At 68.9% G+C, this 17,504-nt stretch carries 13 protein-coding genes, 4 pseudogenes and 1 other annotated feature; of the genes and pseudogenes, 9 read left to right on the top strand and 8 right to left on the bottom strand.

Annotated features, from left to right (window positions below; translation table 11 throughout):
* On the top strand, positions 1-200 hold a 200-nt coding region (locus tag JJL56_RS22335; protein ID WP_200486335.1), incomplete at its 5' end, for a DDE-type integrase/transposase/recombinase.
* A gap of 259 nt (positions 201-459) precedes the next feature.
* Here the strand turns inward: JJL56_RS22335 and JJL56_RS22330 are convergent.
* Both JJL56_RS22330 and JJL56_RS22325 read right to left on the bottom strand, forming a co-directional pair.
* Positions 460-690 carry a DUF1127 domain-containing protein gene (locus JJL56_RS22330; RefSeq protein WP_200486334.1) on the bottom strand — a complete coding sequence of 77 codons (231 nt, stop codon included), beginning with the start codon at positions 688-690 and terminating at the stop codon, positions 460-462.
* Positions 691-736: 46 nt separating this feature from the next.
* Positions 737-1,846 carry a class I SAM-dependent methyltransferase gene (locus tag JJL56_RS22325; RefSeq protein WP_200486333.1) on the bottom strand — a complete coding sequence of 370 codons (1,110 nt, stop codon included), beginning with the start codon at positions 1,844-1,846 and terminating at the stop codon, positions 737-739.
* Between the two features lie 255 nt (positions 1,847-2,101).
* On the opposite strand from JJL56_RS22325, the gene JJL56_RS33955 reads away from it, so the two are divergent.
* Positions 2,102-3,817: a tetratricopeptide repeat protein gene (locus JJL56_RS33955; RefSeq protein WP_200486332.1), complete on the top strand. Its 1,716-nt coding sequence runs from the start codon at positions 2,102-2,104 to the stop codon at positions 3,815-3,817.
* 5 nt (positions 3,818-3,822) lie between these two features.
* On the opposite strand, the gene JJL56_RS22315 is transcribed toward JJL56_RS33955, so the two are convergent.
* The gene (locus JJL56_RS22315; RefSeq protein ID WP_200486331.1) at positions 3,823-7,734 is read right to left on the bottom strand and encodes an ATP-binding protein; all 3,912 of its coding nucleotides are present in this window, start codon (positions 7,732-7,734) and stop codon (positions 3,823-3,825) included.
* Positions 7,735-7,901: 167 nt separating this feature from the next.
* On the opposite strand from JJL56_RS22315, the pseudogene JJL56_RS22310 reads away from it, so the two are divergent.
* Positions 7,902-8,081 (top strand): annotated as a pseudogene (locus JJL56_RS22310) (ISKra4-like element ISAzba1 family transposase); the annotation flags it as partial.
* Positions 8,082-8,107: 26 nt separating this feature from the next.
* Here the strand turns inward: JJL56_RS22310 and JJL56_RS34075 are convergent.
* Both JJL56_RS34075 and JJL56_RS22300 read right to left on the bottom strand, forming a co-directional pair.
* Positions 8,108-8,161 (bottom strand): annotated as a pseudogene (locus JJL56_RS34075) (hypothetical protein); the annotation flags it as partial.
* Positions 8,162-8,196: 35 nt separating this feature from the next.
* A pseudogene (locus JJL56_RS22300) lies at positions 8,197-8,865 on the bottom strand (IS3 family transposase); the annotation flags it as partial.
* Positions 8,465-8,581, bottom strand: a sequence feature (AL1L pseudoknot). It overlaps the preceding pseudogene by 117 nt.
* Before the next feature lie 43 nt (positions 8,866-8,908).
* Here JJL56_RS22300 and JJL56_RS22295 point away from each other — a divergent pair.
* Both JJL56_RS22295 and JJL56_RS22290 read left to right on the top strand, forming a co-directional pair.
* Positions 8,909-9,244: a Rossmann-fold NAD(P)-binding domain-containing protein gene (locus JJL56_RS22295; protein WP_200486329.1), complete on the top strand. Its 336-nt coding sequence runs from the start codon at positions 8,909-8,911 to the stop codon at positions 9,242-9,244.
* A gap of 29 nt (positions 9,245-9,273) precedes the next feature.
* Positions 9,274-9,613 (top strand): annotated as a pseudogene (locus tag JJL56_RS22290) (transposase); the annotation flags it as partial.
* Between the two features lie 62 nt (positions 9,614-9,675).
* On the opposite strand, the gene JJL56_RS22285 reads toward JJL56_RS22290, so the two are convergent.
* The 3 genes from JJL56_RS22285 to JJL56_RS22275 all read right to left on the bottom strand — a co-directional run bounded on the left by JJL56_RS22285 (position 9,676) and on the right by JJL56_RS22275 (position 12,826).
* Positions 9,676-10,992 (bottom strand): aspartate aminotransferase family protein, encoded by a 1,317-nt coding sequence (locus tag JJL56_RS22285; RefSeq protein ID WP_200486328.1) that lies wholly within the window; start codon positions 10,990-10,992, stop codon positions 9,676-9,678.
* Positions 10,993-10,998: 6 nt separating this feature from the next.
* A complete protein-coding gene (locus JJL56_RS22280; RefSeq protein WP_200486327.1) occupies positions 10,999-12,048 on the bottom strand; it encodes a phosphotransferase in 1,050 nt (349 codons plus the stop codon).
* A gap of 94 nt (positions 12,049-12,142) precedes the next feature.
* On the bottom strand, positions 12,143-12,826 hold the full coding sequence (locus JJL56_RS22275) for a GntR family transcriptional regulator (RefSeq protein WP_200486326.1): 684 nt from the start codon (positions 12,824-12,826) through the stop codon (positions 12,143-12,145).
* A 398-nt stretch (positions 12,827-13,224) separates the two neighbouring features.
* On the opposite strand from JJL56_RS22275, the gene JJL56_RS22270 reads away from it, so the two are divergent.
* From JJL56_RS22270 to JJL56_RS22255, 4 genes are all read left to right on the top strand, one after another.
* Positions 13,225-13,839, top strand: a complete 615-nt coding sequence (locus JJL56_RS22270; RefSeq protein WP_200486325.1) for a glutathione S-transferase family protein — start codon at positions 13,225-13,227, stop codon at positions 13,837-13,839.
* Positions 13,840-13,896: 57 nt separating this feature from the next.
* Positions 13,897-15,969, top strand: coding sequence for a 2Fe-2S iron-sulfur cluster-binding protein (locus JJL56_RS33735; protein ID WP_200486324.1), 2,073 nt, complete (start codon positions 13,897-13,899; stop codon positions 15,967-15,969).
* Positions 15,970-16,021: 52 nt separating this feature from the next.
* Positions 16,022-16,486, top strand: coding sequence for a nuclear transport factor 2 family protein (locus JJL56_RS22260; RefSeq protein WP_200486323.1), 465 nt, complete (start codon positions 16,022-16,024; stop codon positions 16,484-16,486).
* A gap of 82 nt (positions 16,487-16,568) precedes the next feature.
* Entirely contained in the window at positions 16,569-17,459 is an 891-nt protein-coding gene (locus tag JJL56_RS22255; protein WP_200486322.1) for a LysR family transcriptional regulator, read from the top strand.
* Positions 17,460-17,504: the final 45 nt, after the last annotated feature.

Raw genomic sequence — 17,504 nt, 5'->3', positions numbered from 1 at the left:
TCGTTGAACAAGATCACCGCCGGACCAAGCGGTTGGTCCGGCCAGGGCTCGGCTTCAAGAGCTTTCACACCGCGCGGCGGACCATCGCTGGCTATGAGGTCATGGCGATGGTGCGCAAAGGGCAGGTCGCCGCCATGCCCGCCAACGACATGTCGGCCCAGGCCGCCTTCATCGCCACCCTGTTCGGGGTTGCCGCCTAACGTTGCTGAGCCGGGGGCGCGATCACCCTCGGCTAGACTTCGCAACGAAACCCTCGCGATTGCCGGCAAACTTTGCAACAGAGCCGGACGGCGCGCGTCGACACCCGCGGAGATCACGTGCTGCGTCGCCACGCCGTCCTCACCCGTCACCTCCACCATGATCCGCCACTTCATCGCACACCCGGTTCGCTGCCTGCCGGACGCGCCGTATCATCCACCCTCCAGGTTTGCGACGGTCTCCGCGCAGATTGCCTTCCACTTATCGTCGCCTATTGAGCCCCTGCTGGGCCAAGCACATGATTTCGCACCGATTGACGCCAATGTCCTTTAGAGTCCAGTCGTCGATCTCCTGGAGAGAGGCCATTGTCCGGCGCATCCGGTGCCCTTCCCCAAGGCGCACGAGCAGAACGTCAGCCACGCTACGCCACGCGGCAAACCCAACGGTATTGCGATCAGCGCGCAGCACCGCATGAATGGATGTGGACGACATGGTTGTCTCCTGTTCTGAATAGTTGCTGGCCCCGCTTGCCGGCCAATCAGGGCTCGCGCCGGCAGACGTAATAATCGTTCTGCAGATCATGCGGCAGTTGGTGCGCCGTGACGTCCGTGAAACCGCGTTCGCTCAGCATCGCAACGGCCGTTTCCCGCCCCCACATCGCCCCGAACCCGGCACCGTCCTGAGCCAGCGACACGGTCATGCAGTGCATGCAGGACACCGTGTAGAGCAGTGGTCCGATGGGATGGCCGATGTTGTTGTGGTGGTGGCACGAGGCGTGGATGTCCTGCATCAGGAAGGTGCCGCCGGGCCGCAACGCCCGGGCGATGGCGCTCAGCACGGTTCCCGGCTCCTTCTGGTCGTGGATGGCGTCGAAGGCGGTGATCAGGTCGTAGCGCGCCACCTCGTCCAGATGCGTCAGATCGGCCTGGGCGAAGCGGATGTTGCCCGTCCCGTGCTGAATGGACTCCGCGCGCCCGCGCCGGATGGCTTCCGCCGACAGGTCGTAGCCGGTGAAGCGGCTGTTCGAGAATGTCCGGGCCAGCAGGTTCAGCGCCCGGCCGCTGCCGCAGCCGACGTCCAGCACGTCGATGCCGGCGTCCAGCCGTTCCACGATCCCCGGAGCCAAGGGCAGGATCTGGTCGATCAGCGCCCCCAGCACGGTCTGCCCGCTGTCCTCGGCCATCACCTCGTGGAAGCGGGCGAAGGCCTCGTACGGCACCCCGCCACCCTTGTGGAAGCACTCCACGATGCGGTCCTCGACCGAGCCGAGCAGAGGGATGTACTGCGCATAGACCGCGACGTTGCCCAACGGGCTGGACCGCGTCAGCGAGGCCGCATGCTCCATGGGCAGGGTGTAGCGGCCGGTGTCGGGGTCGAGGGCGACGAAGCCGCCCGTCACCATGGCGCCCAGCCATTCGCGAACATAGCGCTCGTTGAGTCCGGCGGCTTGCGCGATCTCTCCGCTGGTGGACGGCGGCAGCAGCGCCATCCGGTCGAACAGGCCGGTGCGGTGGCCGACCGAGGTCATCAGCGCCATGGCGCCGCCGTTCAGCACGCCGATCAGCCGTTCCGCGAAGGCGTCGGCCCGGCCCTGGTCGAAGCTGTCAGTCACGGTGGCGGTGCTGTCATGAGAGGTCATGGCGGTCATCGGGGCGTTCCTTTCCGGATACGGGGAATGTCGTGGCCGCACCATGCCCCCTCGCCCGTCTGCCGCCCGTCATCAGGCGCGTGAATCGTGCGTGAATTCGCACAGCGGACCCTCACGCCATGGCCCGATTTCGTCTTTTCCCCTCGCCGCGGTGGTTTTCACGCCGCTTTCACGCTCCGCATAACGGGCGGCTGACAAGCCGGAGGCTAGCGTTGGGGCCTATCGTTCCCGCCAGAACAGCAGGGAGAACACACCGTGGCCCGCATTCCGTACCCTTCCACGTTCCTCGCCGTCACCGTGCTCGCCATGGCGTGTCCGGCGAGCGCGCAGGACCATTCGATGCACCGCCCGCTGAAAACGGAAGTGAAGCCCTTTACCGAGATGGGGACCGGAGCGACCGGCCCGCTGGACGCTTCGGTGGACCTGCTCGACGGTCTCGGGACTCTCTCATGGCCCGTCACCACCGCCAGCCCGCAGGCCCAGGCTTTTTTCGACCAGGGGCTCCGCCTGTCCTACGCCTTCAACCATGGGGAGGCGGGACGCGCCTTCCGCAAGGCGCAGAGTCTCGATCCCGCCTGCGCCATGTGCTTCTGGGGCGAGGCGCTGGTACTCGGCCCCAACATCAACTGGCCGATGGAGCCGGATGCCAACGCGCCGGCCCTGGCGGCCCTGCGGCAGGCGCAGGCCCACGCCGCCCATGCCACGGACCGGGAGCGTGCTCTGATCGACGCCCTCGCCCGCCGCTACGCGGAGGATGCGCCAGCCGATCGCAAGGCGCTCGACGCGGCCTACGCCGACGCGATGGCCGAGGTCGCAAAGCGGTTTCCCGAGGATGCGCAGATCGCCGTCCTGACGGCCGAGGCGATGATGAATTTGACGCCCTGGGATTACTGGGCGGACGCCGGCCGCACGCCGAAGGGGAGCACCGCTGACATCGTCGCGACACTGGAACGGGTGCTGGCGTCCGATCCGGAGCATCCCGGCGCGATCCACTACTACATCCACATGGTCGAAGCGTCCGACCGGCCCGAGCGGGCGGAGCCCCACGCCGACCGCCTCGGCCGGCTGATGCCGGCGGCGGGGCACATCGTGCACATGCCCTCGCATATCTATTACCGGGTCGGCCGCTACAAGGACTCGCTGGAGGCCAACCGCGGCGCGGTGGCCGCGGACGAAGCCTACTTGGCGAGGGTGAAGGCCGCCGGCCTCTATCCCGGCGCCTATTATCCCCACAACATTCATTTCCTGATGGTGTCGGCGCAAATGGCCGGCGATGGACCGACCGTGGTCGCCTCCGCCGACAAGCTTGCCCGGACCGTCACCGAGGAGGCGGCGCGGACGATCCCGTGGGTCCAGCCGATCAAGGCCGCGCCCTATTTCGCGCACGCCCAGTACAGCGCGCCGGCCATCGTCCTTGCGCTGCCTGATCCCGGCGACGAGCTTCCCTACGTCAAGGCCCTGTGGCACTACGCCCGCGGGGTGGCACAGGCGGCGGCGGGCAACGGCGCCGAGGCGGGGCGCGAGGCGGAAGCCATCGACGCCATCGTCCGCACCACCGATTTCACTGGCCTGGACGCGGCCGGCATTCCGGCGGACCGCATCGCCACGCTGTCCCGCCATGTGGTGCTGGCACGCATTGCGCAGGCGCGCGGCGACCTGGAAACCGCCCTCAAGGAATTCCGCGAGGCCGCAACCATCGAGGACACGCTGTCCTACATGGAGCCGCCCTACTGGTACTATCCGGTGCGGCAGTCTCTGGGTGCCGTCCTGCTTCAGACCGGGCAGGCGGCGGAGGCGGAACGCGCCTTCCGCGCCAGCCTGACGAAGACCCCGCACAACGGCTGGGCGCTCTATGGTCTGACCGAGGCGCTGAGGGCGCAAGGCCGCACCGCCGAAGCCGAGCAGACCGCCGAGCGCCTCGCCCGCTCATGGGCTGGCGATCGCAGCCAACTGGCGCTCAACCGGCTGTAGGAGCATCAGGCGGTCAGCGCGTCCTGCACGCGCTGGATCGGGTGGACGAAGCCGACCCGGCGGCACTCCTCCAGCGCGTCGATGAGGCTGCGCCGGGTCGCCTCGTCGCGCAGTCCCCGGCCCCAGCGGGCCAGCGCCCGGCCGCGCGCAGCGAACAGCGTGCACCAGGGCAACGGTTCGGCGGCCGCGTAGTTCTCCAAGGCTTGGGCGTAGCGCTCCGCCAAGGGCCAGTCCTGCAGATCCAGCGCCGTATCGATGGCGTCCCGGTAGAACTGCAGGTGATTGTGCCCGACGCTTCCGCAGGCCAGCAACGCCTCCCCCTCGTCCAGCCGCGCGCGCCGGGCGGCCGGATCGTCGCAGCACAGGGCCAATTCCGACAGGATCGACGGCCCCATATAGCCGAGCCCGGTTTCGCGGGCGAGGTCGAGCGCCCGGTGCAGCAGGGCGCAGGCGTCGGAACGACGGCCGGCGAGGCGCTCCAGCTTCGCCTCGAACGCCAGATGCTCCGCTTCGAAGCGCAGCGCACCGAGTTGTTGCGTCAGTGACCGGGCGCGGACGAGATGGTCGCGACCGGAGGCCGCATCACCCAATTCGAACAGGATCTCGTAAGCGACGAGATGCGACAGCATTTCGGCCCGGCGATGGCCGATGTCGTGGGCCGCACGGGCGCCGGCGCGGGCATCCTCCACTGCGCCGCGCGGGTCGTTGAGGTAGAGGCGCGTGATCGCAACCATATAGAGATTCGACACTTCGACACGCGGCAGATCATGCTCTCGGGCGAGTGCGACGCAGCGCTCGAAATGCTCGCGCGCGGTCACCATACGGCCGTGGGCGTAATGAGCGTCGCCCAGCCCGCCCAGCGCGGCGATCTCCAGTTCCGCCGCCCGGGGGTCCACCGCTCGGGCCTGCCGCGCCCAGTCGAGCGCCGCCCGATGCTCGCGCAGGCAACCGTCCAGATCGCCGCGCGGAAAGCAAAGGTTGCCGCGCAGGTGGTGGACCCGCGCCCGTTCGCCGGTCAGTCCGGCGCGCACCGCCACCGCTTCGGCATCGGCCAGCGCCGCCATGGCGCCATCCAGGTCCTCCGTCACCCGCTTGCCGGCTGCCAAGCCGAGCAAGGCCCGGCAGCGTTCGGCATCATCGTTCGCGAGATCGCGAGCGGCGACGAACGCCTGCACCGCCGCCGGGGCTTCGCCCAGCGCGTCGAGCAGTTCTGCCCGCAGATAGGCCAGCGCGAAGCGTTCCGCGCGCGTCCCGGCTAGGGCGAGCCCGCGCTCGGCGAGGCCGACCGCACGCTCGAACCGGAAATCGGCGGCGCACAGTTCCGCAGCGCGAGCATAGGCCGCGACGGCCGTGGAGTCGTCCGCCCGGTCGAGGTGCTCGGCGTGGCGCACCGGGTCGCGGGCGGCGTACCAAGCGGCGGCGCGCCGGTGCAGGTCGCGCCGGCGCGAGCGCAGGAGTGCTCCATACACCGCCTCCTGCACCAGGGCGTGGGCGAACAGGAACGACTCCCCATCCGGGCGGATCAGCGCCTGGCCGAGCAGCGCGGCCACGCTGAAGTCAGGCTTCTCGATCAGGTGTCGCAGCGCATCAAGCGTGAATTGCGGTCCCAGGATCGAGGCCGCCTGCAAGGCCTGCCGGTCGAGCGGGGCAAGCGCGTCGGTCCGCGCCAACACGATCCCGTGGATGGTTCCGGGTACGTCCTCCCCATCGCTCTGGCTGCGCAGCAGCTGGTCGAGGAACAACGGATTGCCCTCCGCCCGCTCCACGCAACGAAGAACGCGCCGTGCCCCCGCGTTGGCGTAGGTGCTGGCGAGGGTCACGGCCTCGTCCCGGCGCAAGGGCGCGAGGTCGAGGGTCAGCACCGGAGCCCCACCGATGGCGGCACGCCATTCGGCGCCGAGCGGATCGCCCTGAACACGGGTGGAGATCACCAGCATGGCGCGGCATTCCGCAACCACCGCCGCCAGCATGGCGAGATAGGACAGGGTCTGTGCGTCGGCCCAGTGCACGTCCTCCACCACGAGAAGCAGGGGCTGTGCGGTGCTCCGGGCGCGCACCAACGCAGCGAAGGCTTTGCGCCGGCCACGATCGCGCGCGGGGTGGTCCAGCGCCTTGTACACCGCCTGGAGGTCCGGCGGCAGCGGTCGGTCCACGATTGGATAGAGATGCAGGCGGGCATCCGCCGGCAACAGCCCCCCATCGGACAGCCGGTCGTCGAACAGCCGGTCGAGGTCGGCTGGCGGTCCGGCAAGGCTGCGCACCAACGCCCGCAACGCGTCTTGCCCGCGGCCGACGCCAACCTCGATCACAACGCCGACGGCACTGCGGAACCCCGCCTCGGCGGCGATCCGCTGGAATTCGCCGACAAGGCGGCTTTTCCCGATACCGGGATCGCCGCGAAGGTGGATGGTCGTGCCGATGCCGCTCTCGCGGCACCCGTCGAGTGCCGCCCGGAACTGGCGCAGTTCCGCCTGCCGCCCGACGAAGGGATGACGGGCCGGCCCCACGCCGCCGTGCAGTCCGCGCAGACGCCAGGTGATGGCTTCCTCTCCGTCCGACACCGGCTCTACGTCCACGCGGTCGCCGAGGGCGCCGCGCATCCCGTCACACAGCAATGTTTCTCCGGAGGCGGCGCGCGCCGCCAGACGCGTGGCGTCGTGCATGGCCTTGCCGGTGACGGTCCCGCCGCGTGCGCCATCCACCACGACCAGACCGCAGGCGACGCCGGCCCGCACGCCCATCCCCTTCGCCGCACGTCCCAGTTCCGTCTGGATGTCCAGCGCCGCGCGCGCCGCGCGCCACGGATCGTCGCCGAACGCACGCCGGATACCGAAGGCCGCCAGGGCCGTATCGCCGCCATGGCGCACCGTCTGTCCGCCATAATCCCTGGCGATCCGGTCGATGCGGTCGAACAACCCTGTGGAGAGGGTGTGCGCGTCCTCTGGATCGAGCGAGGCGCCGGCCTCCTCCACACCGGTCAGGCCGATGCACAGGATGGCCGCGTACCGCAATTCGGGCTTAACGGCGGGACCGGAGGCGGCGGGCTGCGGCTCCGGTGGAACGGGCTCCGGTAAAACGGTGGGGGTGCCCGGCTCCTCGTTTCCGGACGGGAACATTGCGGACGGGGACGTGTCCAGCGCAGGTGGCGCAGCGGCGGCGGAGCCATCGCGGGCGCGCCGGCGGTCGAGAACCTCACGGAACACGCGTTCAGTTCCTGGTTCGGGCAGGACGCCCAGCTCGCGCTCCAGCAGGCTGCGGCAGGTCTGATACTGCTTCAGCGCCGCAGCGTAGCGTCCCTGGCGGGCATAGAGCTGTATCAGCGCCCGGTGGGCTGGCTCCTGCAACGGATCGAGCGCCAAGATGCGCAACGCCGTGCGGACACCGGCTTCCGTCGTGCCGGCCTCCAACGCGGCATCGAGCCGTCGGGTCATCGTGGAGAGCGCCAGTTCGCGCAGGCGCTGTCGTTCGGCCATCAGCCAGTCATCGAAGGTCGGCGCGCGCAACGCAACGCCATCGAAGAGGTCTCCCCGATAAAGCTCCAGAGCGAGATCCTGCGCTTCCACCGAACCGGTAGCCATCCCCTTCGCCACCGCTTGTTCGAACGCGGCAACGTCGGTTTCGACGCAGCCTGAGGCGAGCGCCACCATGTCGCCTTCGGCCAGCAACAGCGGCGGGCCACCCTCTGCGGGCAGCCGGCGCAAGGCCGCGATCACCTGACGCAAGCTGCTGCGGGCCTGGATGCCCGGGCTGTCTTCCCAAAACAGGGCGGCAAGTTTGTCGCGGGATTGAGTGTGATCGGGGCGCAAAGCGAGGTGCACCAGCAGGGCCATCGCCTTTCTGGTGGTGAGCACGACCGACGAGCCCGCAGCCGTTCGCAATTCGAACCCGCCGAGGAGGGACAACCTCCAGGCGTCCATGGCGACTCCACACTGAAATGGTCCATGGCGAGGCCGACATGATACAGGCTGCCACCAAACGATGTGTGCCGCCAGACCAATTCCGCGTATCTCCACCGTTGGAGACCGTCGCAAACCTGGAGGGTGGATGATACGGCGCGTCCGGCAGGCAGCGAACCGGGTGTGCGATGAAGTGGCGGGTCATGGTGGAGGTGACGGGTGAGGACGGCGCGGTGACGCAGCCCGTGATCTCCGCGGGTGAGCGCTCCGCAGTCGGTCAGGCGGTGACGCTCGGGCTGCGCTTGGCCGAGGGCAAGGCGCCCCTGGCCGGCGTGCAGCGTGTCCTGGTTACCGCATTGCCCCAGGCGCGGAGCAGTTGGCCCAACAGCCAAGCATGGCTCGGCTGCGGGATGGCGATCACATCTTTGCCGACATCGCGAAACAGCATGGTTCATTCCCCAGCTTATGGTCGAACCCGAAGCCGGCCGCCCGGTCGCTGATCGTGGTGCGCACCGCCTTGCCGCGTGTCGCCCCCTTCAGGCCCATCTGGCGCATGAGCCGGGCCACCCGTGCAACGGGCCACGTCGATGCCGTCCCGCCGCAACTGCCGCCAAACCTTCCGTACCCCGTAGACCTGGAAGTTTTCATCCCAGACCCGTCGGATAGCCAAACTCAACTCGGCGTCGCTTCGCGAGCGAGCCGGCGCCTTGGCCGGATCAGTCGTCCGGGCGGCATGGGCGTAGTAGGTCGACAGGGCGATCGGCAGCACCTTGCAGATCGGCTCGACCCCGTGGACGGCGCGGTGCGCGTCGATGAAGGCAATCATTTCTTGAACGGGCGGTCGAGCTCCGCCTGGGCAAAATACGCCGACGCCTTGCGCAGGATCTCGTTCGCCTGGCGCAGTTCCCGGACCTCGCGCTCCAGCGCCTTGATCCGCTCCTGCTCGTCCGTCGTTGGGCCGGGTCGTTTTCCCTGATCACGTTCGGCCTGCCGGACCCAGCCCCACAGTGTCTCCGGTGTGCAGCCGATCTTCGCCGAGATCGAGCTGATCGCCGCCCATTGCGAGGCATGCTCGCCTTCGTGCTCGAACACCATCCGAACCGCGCGCTCGCGGACTTCAGGGGCGTATTTGGGTGATGCTTGCTTCGTCATGTTGACCCCAGTCTCTCAAGAAACGGGGCCTCCAGGAAACCCGGTGCGGTTCACTGCCGAGGTGGTGTTTGCCGAGCCCACCATTCGGAATGAGATCGTGTTCCTGGCAGGCGATACCGTGACCTATGGGGAGGTTGCAGACAAGCTGGAGATGGCTTTGGGGCGTCCCTTCAGCCGGTCGGAATGGACCGTACCCTTCCTGATGGAAGAACTGGCACGCGACCCGCAGAACATGATACGCAAGTATCGCGCGGCTTTCGCCCAAGGGCGCGGAGTCGCTTGGGACAAGGCCGGGACGTTCAACCAGCGCAATGCCATCCCGGTTACCGACGTGACAGCGTGGATTGGCGCGAACCTCACCTTGCCCCGTAGCGCGTAGCCGCCCAGCAGCACGTGAGATGGCCCCCGATGACGGGGAAACGGAAGCGGTATTCGGCAGAGTTCAAGGCGAAGGTGGCGCTGGAGGCGATCCGGGGCGAGCTGACGGTGTCGCAGCTGGTGGCCAAGCATGGCTCCATCAGACGCTGATCAACGCTTGGACGAAGCGAGTCATTGAAGGGATGGCCGGGGTGTTCTCCGGCAAGGCGGAGGCGGCTGAGGCCAGCCATCAAGGCGAGGTGGAGAAGTTCCACGCCCTGATCGGCCAGTTGGTCGTGGAGCGCGATTGTTTGCGCAAGGCCTTCGGTCGATGAGCGTCGGACGGAGGCGGGAGCTGGTCGAGCGGCAGCATCCACGCCTACCAATCACCTGACAATATGACGCTCGCACTCCCCGGCGAACGGATACGGATCGGCTGACGGGACGGCGCCTTTACAGTGCCGTCAGCACCTCGTCGAGCGTCGCGAGGAACAGCGTGGCGTCCTCGGACGAGAAGACCAGCGGCGGGCGGATCTTCAGGATGTGCCCCTCCTGCCCGGTCGCGCTGATCAGCACCCGGCGCTGGCGCATACCGTTCACCACGCGGGCCGTCTCCTCCGACGCCGGGGTCTTGAGCTTGCGGTCGCGCACCATCTCGACGCCGATGAACAGCCCGCTGCCGCGCACGTCGCCGATCAGCTCATGCTTGGCGGCGAGCGCGCGCAGGCCGTCGATCATCTCCGTGCCGACGGTCAGGGCGTTCTCCTGCAGACGGTCCGCCTTGATCACGCGCAGCACCGCCAGGGCCACCGCGCAGGACACCGGGTTGCCGCCGAAGGTGTTGAAATAGCGCTGGCTCTTGCCGAACGCCTCGATCACCTCCGGCCGGAACACCGCGCCGGCCACCGGATGGCCGTTGCCCATCGGCTTGCCGACCGTCACGATGTCGGGCACCAGCCCGTGGCGCGCGAAGCCCCACATGTGCGTGCCGAGCCGCCCGAAGCCCGGCTGCACCTCGTCGGCGATGAAGATGCCGCCGGCCTTGCGCATCGCCTCCACCGCCGGGGCGAGGAAGCCGGCCGGGTCGGTGAAGACGCCGCTGCTGGAGAAGATGGTGTCGACCAGCAGCGCCGCCGGAGCGATCCCCTTCTCCCGCAGATCGGCGATGGCCTCCTCCACGGAGCGCGCGAAGGCGGCGCCGACCTCGGCCTCCGGCATGCGGTAGCCGTCCGGCGCCGGCACGACGCGGACATGGTCGCCCAGCTTCACCGCCGCGCCCAGCGAGGGCGACATTTCGGCCAGCGCCGACGTCACGCCGTGGTAGGCGTTGTGCGCGATGATGACGCCGGTGCCGCCGGTGTGGACGCGGGCCACGCGCAGGGCCAGATCGTTGGCCTCGCTGCCGGTGCAGGTCAGCATCAGGTGCGACAGCTCCGCCGGGAACTCCGCCAGGAAGGCTTCGGCGAAGTCGAGGATGCCGTCCGTCAGATAGCGCGTGTGGGTGTTCAGCACAGCCGCCTGCTTGGCCATCGCCTCCACCACCTCCGGCCGCGAATGCCCGACCGAGGCGACGTTGTTGTAGGCGTCCAGATAGCGGTTGCCCTCGGCGTCATAGAGGGACGATCCCTCCCCGCGCACGACATGGATCGGGTCGGCGTAGAACAGGCGGTAGGCCGGGCCGAGCAGCTTCTCGCGACGGGCGATCAGGGCGCGCTCGCGCTCCGGCAGGGTTCCGGCGGAGTCGGGCGCGTAGGCGTTGATCATGGTCATGGCGGTTCACACTTTCTGGCAGGCGAGATGGAGCAGACGGCGCGCGGTGGCGGCCTCGTCGCCGGTCAGCCGGTCCAGGCCGGCGAAGGCGCGTTCGGCGTTGCGCAGGATGTAGGCGGCATTGGCGGGGTACTCGGCGGCCCGCCAGCTGGTGATGCCGATGGTCAGGGCGAGGCGGCCCGCCACCAGATCGGGCAGCAGTTCCACCTCGTCCTCCGTCAGCGGCAGCACGGCGTTGTAGGCGCGGGTCATCTCGACCACGGAGCCGAAGGGCGTCTCGCCGCTGGTGACGTGGTAGGCGAGCGCCGTCGCCAGATCGTTGGCCAGCGGCGCCCGCAGCGCGTCGCCGAAATCGATGATCCCGGTGACCGTCTCATGCCCGACCGGATCGACCACCGCGTTGTGGGGGTTGAGGTCGTTGTGGATCACCTGATGGCGCAAGGCGGGCAGCCGGGGGGCGATCTGATCGGCGAAGCGGGCGACGAAGCGCTCGACCATCCGGCGGCGCCGGTCGTCGGCCACATAATGCAGCCGGTCGGCGACGCTGGCGGTGCGGGTGATGTCCCACAGCAGGTCGCGCTCCGAGCCGGGGTGCTCGTAATCGGCCAGCGCCCGATCCAGCCGGGCCAGCGTCGTTCCCAGCGCCCGCATCAGCCCCGGCGAGGGCGGTGCGGCGTGGAGCGGCGTTCCTTCGAGATAGGTCAACAGCCGCAGAACCATGGCGCTGCCGTCAATCTCGACGATCGCCTGGGCCTCCCCGTCCAGCGTCGGCACGACCCGCGGCACCGGCAAGGCCGGGTCACGGTCGGCCACATGCTGCATGGCCCCGGTCTGGAAACCGGTGACGGGTTGCGGCTCCGCCGGGTTGGTGAACTTCAGCACATAGCCCCGCCCATCAGGCGCGGCGATGTGGAAGTTGCGGTCGCGCTCGCTGCTCAGTTCGCGGACGGTGCCGGTCACGCCGAACCACCGCCGCAGGATGGCGCCGGCCTCCTCCGTGGAGATCGCCGGCGCCGCGGTGGTCAGAACGTCACCCTGGATCGGGGCCGGTGTCATCGCCGGTGTCTCCTTGTGGTTCGAAGCGGTCAATGTTTGATGCATCATAGTGGCGGGTGGATGGGCTGAGGAGGCGGATGGGATCGGCGAGGCATCAGACGGCGAGCGCCTCGGGGTGCACGCCGTCGATCCTCTCCAGGATCGGGCCGCTGGCCAGCAGGATGTCGGCCTGGATGGCGTGGGCTGCGGCGGGGCCGTCGTGGCGGCGGATGGCGTCCATCAGCGGGTAGTGATGGTCGATCATCGTGCGCCCGGCGCCGCCGTAGACGTCGGCGATCAACGGTCCCATCTGCAGCCAGAGCCGCCGCAGAATGTCGCCGAGCACCGGCATGTCCGCGATCTCGGACACCTTGAAATGGAAGATCTGGTTGAGTTCGGTGGCCAGCGCGGTGTTGTCGGCGGCCATCGCCTCCTCGTTGCGCTTGAGCAGGGTGTCCAAAGCCGCGATCTGCGCGGGCGTGGCCTTTTCGGCGGCCCGCGCAGCGGCCAGCCCCTCCAGATTGACGCGGATGTCGCGGATCTCCAGATAGACGGCGCGGGTAAGCATCGGGACACGGATGTCGCGCGGCGAGCGGAGCACCAGGGCCTGATCCTGCACCAGCCGCAGGATGGCGTCGCGCACCGGCGTGACGCTCGTCCCCAGCCGGTCGGCGAGATCGCGGATCTTGAGGCGGTCGTTCGGCTTGAAGGCGCCTTTCATCAGGGCTTCGCACAATTTCTGATAAATCGTGCCGCCGAGATTGTCGTGTTCAAGAAGGGTGAGATCGAACCCGCTCATCCTCCGCCCTTCCCACCGTCGCCGGCCATCCGATGTATGATGCATCATGATGACGTGGAGGCGGCCGAAGGTCAAGGCGGCCTGAACGATCATTCCGCGCTTTTGCATTTGGCCATCATAGCCCTCTCCCCTCTGGGGAGAGGGTGGCCCGGAGGGCCGGTGAGGGGGTTGCGCTTTGGCCGAGCGTACCGACACGCACAACCCCCTCACCCTAACCCTCTCCCCAGAGGGGAGAGGGAACGTCTAACGCACTCCCCCTGAACGCCCCACCCCAACCGGCATTATTGCGCTGGCTGTAATAATGAACTGCCAAACCGGGTCATTCCCGTAATCGACTGACGGGCGCACTTTCGGTGTGCGGATCGGGATGGTCCCGGCCAGCATCGCAGGAGTCAGCCATGAAGCTCTATCATCACCCGCTGTCGGGCCATGCGCACCGCGCCCGCCTGTTCGTCTCCCTGCTCGGACTGCCGCACGAGCTGGTCGAGGTCGACCTGATGGCCGGCGCCCACAAGACCCCTGAATTCCTGGCGCTGAACCCGTTCGGTCAGGTCCCTGTGCTTGAGGACGACGGCGTGGTCGTTTCGGACTCGAACGCCATCCTGGTCTATCTGGCGAAGAAGGCCGGGCGCACCGACTGGCTCCCCGAGGACGCCCGGAACGCGGCGGCCGTCCAGCGCTGGCTGTCGGTCGCGGCCGGTGAGGTCGCCTACGGCCCGGCCGCGGCGCGGCTGGTCACGGTGTTCGGTGCCGGCTTCAATCCCGACGAGGTCATCGGCCGCGCGCACACCCTGCTGAAGAGGCTCGACAGCCACCTGTCCGGCCGCGACTGGCTGGTCGGCATCCAGCCGACGATCGCCGACGTCGCTGTCTACAGCTACGTCGCCCGCGCCCCGGAAGGCAATGTCGATCTGTCGGGCTATCCGGCCGTCAACGCCTTCCTCCGCCGGGTCGAGGCGCTGCCGGGCTTCGTCCCGTTCGCCCAGACGCCGGCGGGACTCTCCGCCGCATGACGCTGCGTCCGGGCGCGCGCTCCGGCGCGCCCGCTTCTTTCACCGAGGAGACGGGACATGGGCGAGACCGCGAAGACGCTGCCGACGTGGCATGAGGGGGAGACGTTCCTGCAGGAGAAGGTCGGCGTCGCCGACCGGATGGCGATGGTGGGGCAGCGGGTGATCCGCGACTTCATGCCCGACCAGCACCGCGACTTCTACGCCCAGCTCCCGTTCGTCGTGATCGGCAGCGTCGACCCGGGCGGGGACGCCTGGGCCTCCGTCCTTGAGGGCCGGCCCGGCTTCATGTCCGCGCCGTCGCCGACCCTCCTCGACATCGCCGCGCGCCCGGATGCCGGCGACCCCGCGGCGGCCGGCATGACCGACGGCGCACCGGTCGGCCTCCTCGGCATCGAGATGAACACGCGGCGGCGCAACCGCATGAATGGTGTCGTCTCGACGACGCCCGCGGGATTCCGCGTCGCGGTCGACCAGAGTTTCGGCAACTGCCCCCGCTACATCCAGCTGCGCGACGCCACGCTGGCCCGCAACCCCGCCGAGCCTTACGCCGGGGCCATCGAGGAATTGACGGCCCTCGATCCGGCGGCGCGGGCGGTGATCGCGGCGGCGGACGCCTTCTTCGTCGCCTCCTACGCCGACCGTGGCGACCATCGGCAGGTCGATGTGTCGCATCGCGGCGGCAAGGCCGGATTCGTCCGCGTGGCCGAGGACGGCACGCTCACCATTCCCGACTTCGACGGCAACCTCTTCTTCGCCACGCTCGGCAACATCCTGCTCAACGGGAAGGCGGGGCTGCTCTTCATCGATTTCGCCAGCGGCGACCTGCTGCAGATGACCGGCGACGCCGCGGTGGTCCTGGACTCGCCGGAGATCGCCGCCTTCCAGGGCGCCGAGCGGCTGTGGACGTTCAAGGCGCGCAAGATCGTCCGCCGGCCCGGCGCCCTGGCCTTGCGCTGGACGCTGCGGGCGGACGGCTGGTCTGCCAGCTCCCTGATGACGGGCGATTGGGGCCAGGCCGCCGACCGGCTGCGCGCGGAGGAAACGGCGACGCGCTGGCGGCCGATGACGGTGACGGACATCGTGGAGGAAAGCGCCACCATCCGCTCCTTCCATCTGCGGCCGAACGACGGCGCGGGGCTCCTGCCGCATCTGGCCGGCCAGCATCTGCCCATCCGCGTCACCCCGGCGGGCGCCGATAAGCCGGTGGTGCGGACCTACACGCTGTCGGTCGCCCCGTCGGACGGAATCTACCGCATCAGCGTGAAGCGCGAGGGCTTGGTGTCGCGGCACCTGCACGACCATGTCCGGGTCGGCGACGTCATCGAGGCGCGCGGGCCGGCGGGCGGCTTCACCATCGACGCCCGCGCGACGCGGCCGGCGGTGCTGCTGGCCGGTGGCGTCGGCATCACGCCCCTGCTCGCCATGCTGCGCCATGTGGTCTATGAGGGGCTCCGCACGCAGCGAATCCGCCCGACGATCCTGGTCCACGCCGCGCGCTCCAAAGCGGAGCGTCCGTTCGATCGGGAAATCGCCGACCTCGTCACGGCGGCGAACGGCGCCGTCCGGCTCGTCCGCGTCCTCAGCGATCCCGGTGAGGCCGCGCCGGGCGTCGATTACGACGCGGTGGGGCGCATCGACATGGCGCTGCTGACGCGCATCCTCGGCTTCAACGATTACGACTTCTACCTCTGCGGGCCGCCCGCCTTCACCCAGGCGCTCTACGACGGCTTGCGCGGCGTCAACATTGCCGACAACCGGATTCACGCCGAGGCGTTCGGGCCGTCGTCCCTGAAGCGGACCGGAGAGACCACGGAAACCGCTGCCGCACCGGTGCGCCGGCCGCCCTCGACCAAGCCGGTGCCGGTCGCCTTCATGAACGCGCTCAAGGAGGCGCGCTGGACGCCCTGCTCCGGCACGCTGCTCGACCTCGCCGAAGCGCGCGGCCTCGACCCCGCCTTCAGTTGCCGCGAGGGCACCTGCGGAACCTGCCGCACCAAGCTGCTCAAGGGTGCCGTGACCTACGTCAAGGAGCCGAGCGCGGCGGTCGCCGACGACGAGGTGCTGCTGTGCTGCGCCGTCCCCGCCGAAGCGGAGATGGGCGAGGACGACCGCCTGCAACTCGCGCTCTGACCGCGCAACTTTTTTGCCCGTCCCCTCCCCTGCAAAACGACAGGAGTTCGCCATGTCCCGTCCTCCCCTGCCTCCCTTCAGCCAGGAAACCGCCATCGAGAAGGTCCGTCTGGCGGAAGACGGCTGGAACAGCCGCGATCCCGCCAAGGTCGCGCTGGCCTACACCACCGACACGCGCTGGCGGAACCGCGCGGAGTTCGCCAACGGCCGCAAGGAGGTCGAGGCCTTCCTGACCCGCAAGTGGAACCGCGAGCTGGATTACCGGCTGATCAAGGAGTTGTGGGCGTTCGGCGGCAACCGCATCGCCGTGCGCTACGCCTACGAGTATCACGACGACAGCGGCCGGTGGTTCCGCGCCTATGGCAACGAGAACTGGGAGTTCGCCGAGGATGGGCTGATGCGCGCCCGCCACGCCAGCATCAACGAACACCCGATCGCCGAAGCCGACCGCAAGTTCCGTTGGCCGCTGGGCCGCCGTCCGGACGACCATCCGGGCCTCAGCCATTTCGGCTTCTGACGCGGCGGCGCAGGCGGAGGTTGCTATCCGGAGCCTCTTCGGCCACAGACTGTGACGGAGACGCGGCGAAACGGAGGCGCGCATGGACCGGCTGCAGGCGATGCGGATCTTCGTGAAGGTCGCGGAAACGGAAAGCTTCGCCGAAGCCGCCCGCCACATGCGCTTGAGCGCGCCCGCGGTGACGCGCGCCGTGGCGGCCCTTGAAGAAATGATCGGTGCCCGCCTGTTCGTCCGCACCACCCGCTCGGTCAAGGTCACCGAAGCCGGTTCGCGCTACCACGAGGATTGCCGCCGGATTCTGTCGTACATCGCGGAGGCGGAAGCCGCCGCGGGCGGTATCTACGCCACCCCGACCGGAACGCTCGCGGTCACCGCCTCCGCGCTGTTCGGGCCGATGCATGTGCTGCCGATCGTGACCGAGTATCTGGATCGCTATCCCGGCATGCGCGCGCAGACCTTCTTCGTCGATCGCCCGGTGAACATCGTGGAGGAGGGCATCGACGTCGCCGTGCGCATCGGGCACCTGCCGGATTCCGGGTTCACGGCGATCCGGGTCGGCATGGTCCGGCGCGTGGTCTGCGGCGCCCCGGCCTATTTCGAGCGCCACGGCGTCCCGGCGACACCGGCCGACCTCAAGCACCACCGCATCGCCGTGTCGACCGGCGCCTGGGCATCGCCGGAGTGGCGGTTCGCCCGGGATCAGCGGGTGACCATCGACCCGGTCCTGCAATGCAACACCAACGAGGCGGTGATCGCGACCGCCAAGGCCGGGTGGGGACTCACGCGGGTTCTTCATTACCAGATCGGCCCGGCGCTGCTGGCCGGGGAGCTTCGGATCGTGCTCGCCGACCATGAGGACCCGCCGCTGCCCATCCATGTGCTCCACCCCGAGGGACGCCACGCCCCGGCCAAGGTCAGGGCCTTCGTGGATCTGGCTGTGGCGCGCCTGCGGGAAAGCCGTCTCCTCAACTAGGCCCCGGCGGGGGCATGCCTTTGGATATGCTCGGCAAGACGCTCC

It is taken from the genome of Azospirillum aestuarii, from assembly GCF_016632405.1.
In the GTDB taxonomy this organism is placed as follows: domain Bacteria; phylum Pseudomonadota; class Alphaproteobacteria; order Azospirillales; family Azospirillaceae; genus Azospirillum; species Azospirillum aestuarii.
This window is presented reverse-complemented; position numbering and strand designations above follow the sequence as displayed.

What these genes read in the sequence shown, in the direction of transcription:
- JJL56_RS22315 (WP_200486331.1), bottom strand. Translation starts at nt 7,734, where the DNA reads ATGGACGCCTGGAGGTTGTCCCTCCTCGGCGGGTTCGAATTGCGAACG.
- JJL56_RS22280 (WP_200486327.1), bottom strand. Translation starts at nt 12,048, where the DNA reads ATGACACCGGCCCCGATCCAGGGTGACGTTCTGACCACCGCGGCGCCG.
- JJL56_RS22325 (WP_200486333.1), bottom strand. Translation starts at nt 1,846, where the DNA reads ATGACCGCCATGACCTCTCATGACAGCACCGCCACCGTGACTGACAGC.
- JJL56_RS22255 (WP_200486322.1), top strand. Translation starts at nt 16,569, where the DNA reads ATGGACCGGCTGCAGGCGATGCGGATCTTCGTGAAGGTCGCGGAAACG.
- JJL56_RS22270 (WP_200486325.1), top strand. Translation starts at nt 13,225, where the DNA reads ATGAAGCTCTATCATCACCCGCTGTCGGGCCATGCGCACCGCGCCCGC.
- JJL56_RS22260 (WP_200486323.1), top strand. Translation starts at nt 16,022, where the DNA reads ATGTCCCGTCCTCCCCTGCCTCCCTTCAGCCAGGAAACCGCCATCGAG.
- JJL56_RS22330 (WP_200486334.1), bottom strand. Translation starts at nt 690, where the DNA reads ATGTCGTCCACATCCATTCATGCGGTGCTGCGCGCTGATCGCAATACC.
- JJL56_RS33735 (WP_200486324.1), top strand. Translation starts at nt 13,897, where the DNA reads ATGGGCGAGACCGCGAAGACGCTGCCGACGTGGCATGAGGGGGAGACG.
- JJL56_RS22285 (WP_200486328.1), bottom strand. Translation starts at nt 10,992, where the DNA reads ATGACCATGATCAACGCCTACGCGCCCGACTCCGCCGGAACCCTGCCG.
- JJL56_RS22275 (WP_200486326.1), bottom strand. Translation starts at nt 12,826, where the DNA reads ATGAGCGGGTTCGATCTCACCCTTCTTGAACACGACAATCTCGGCGGC.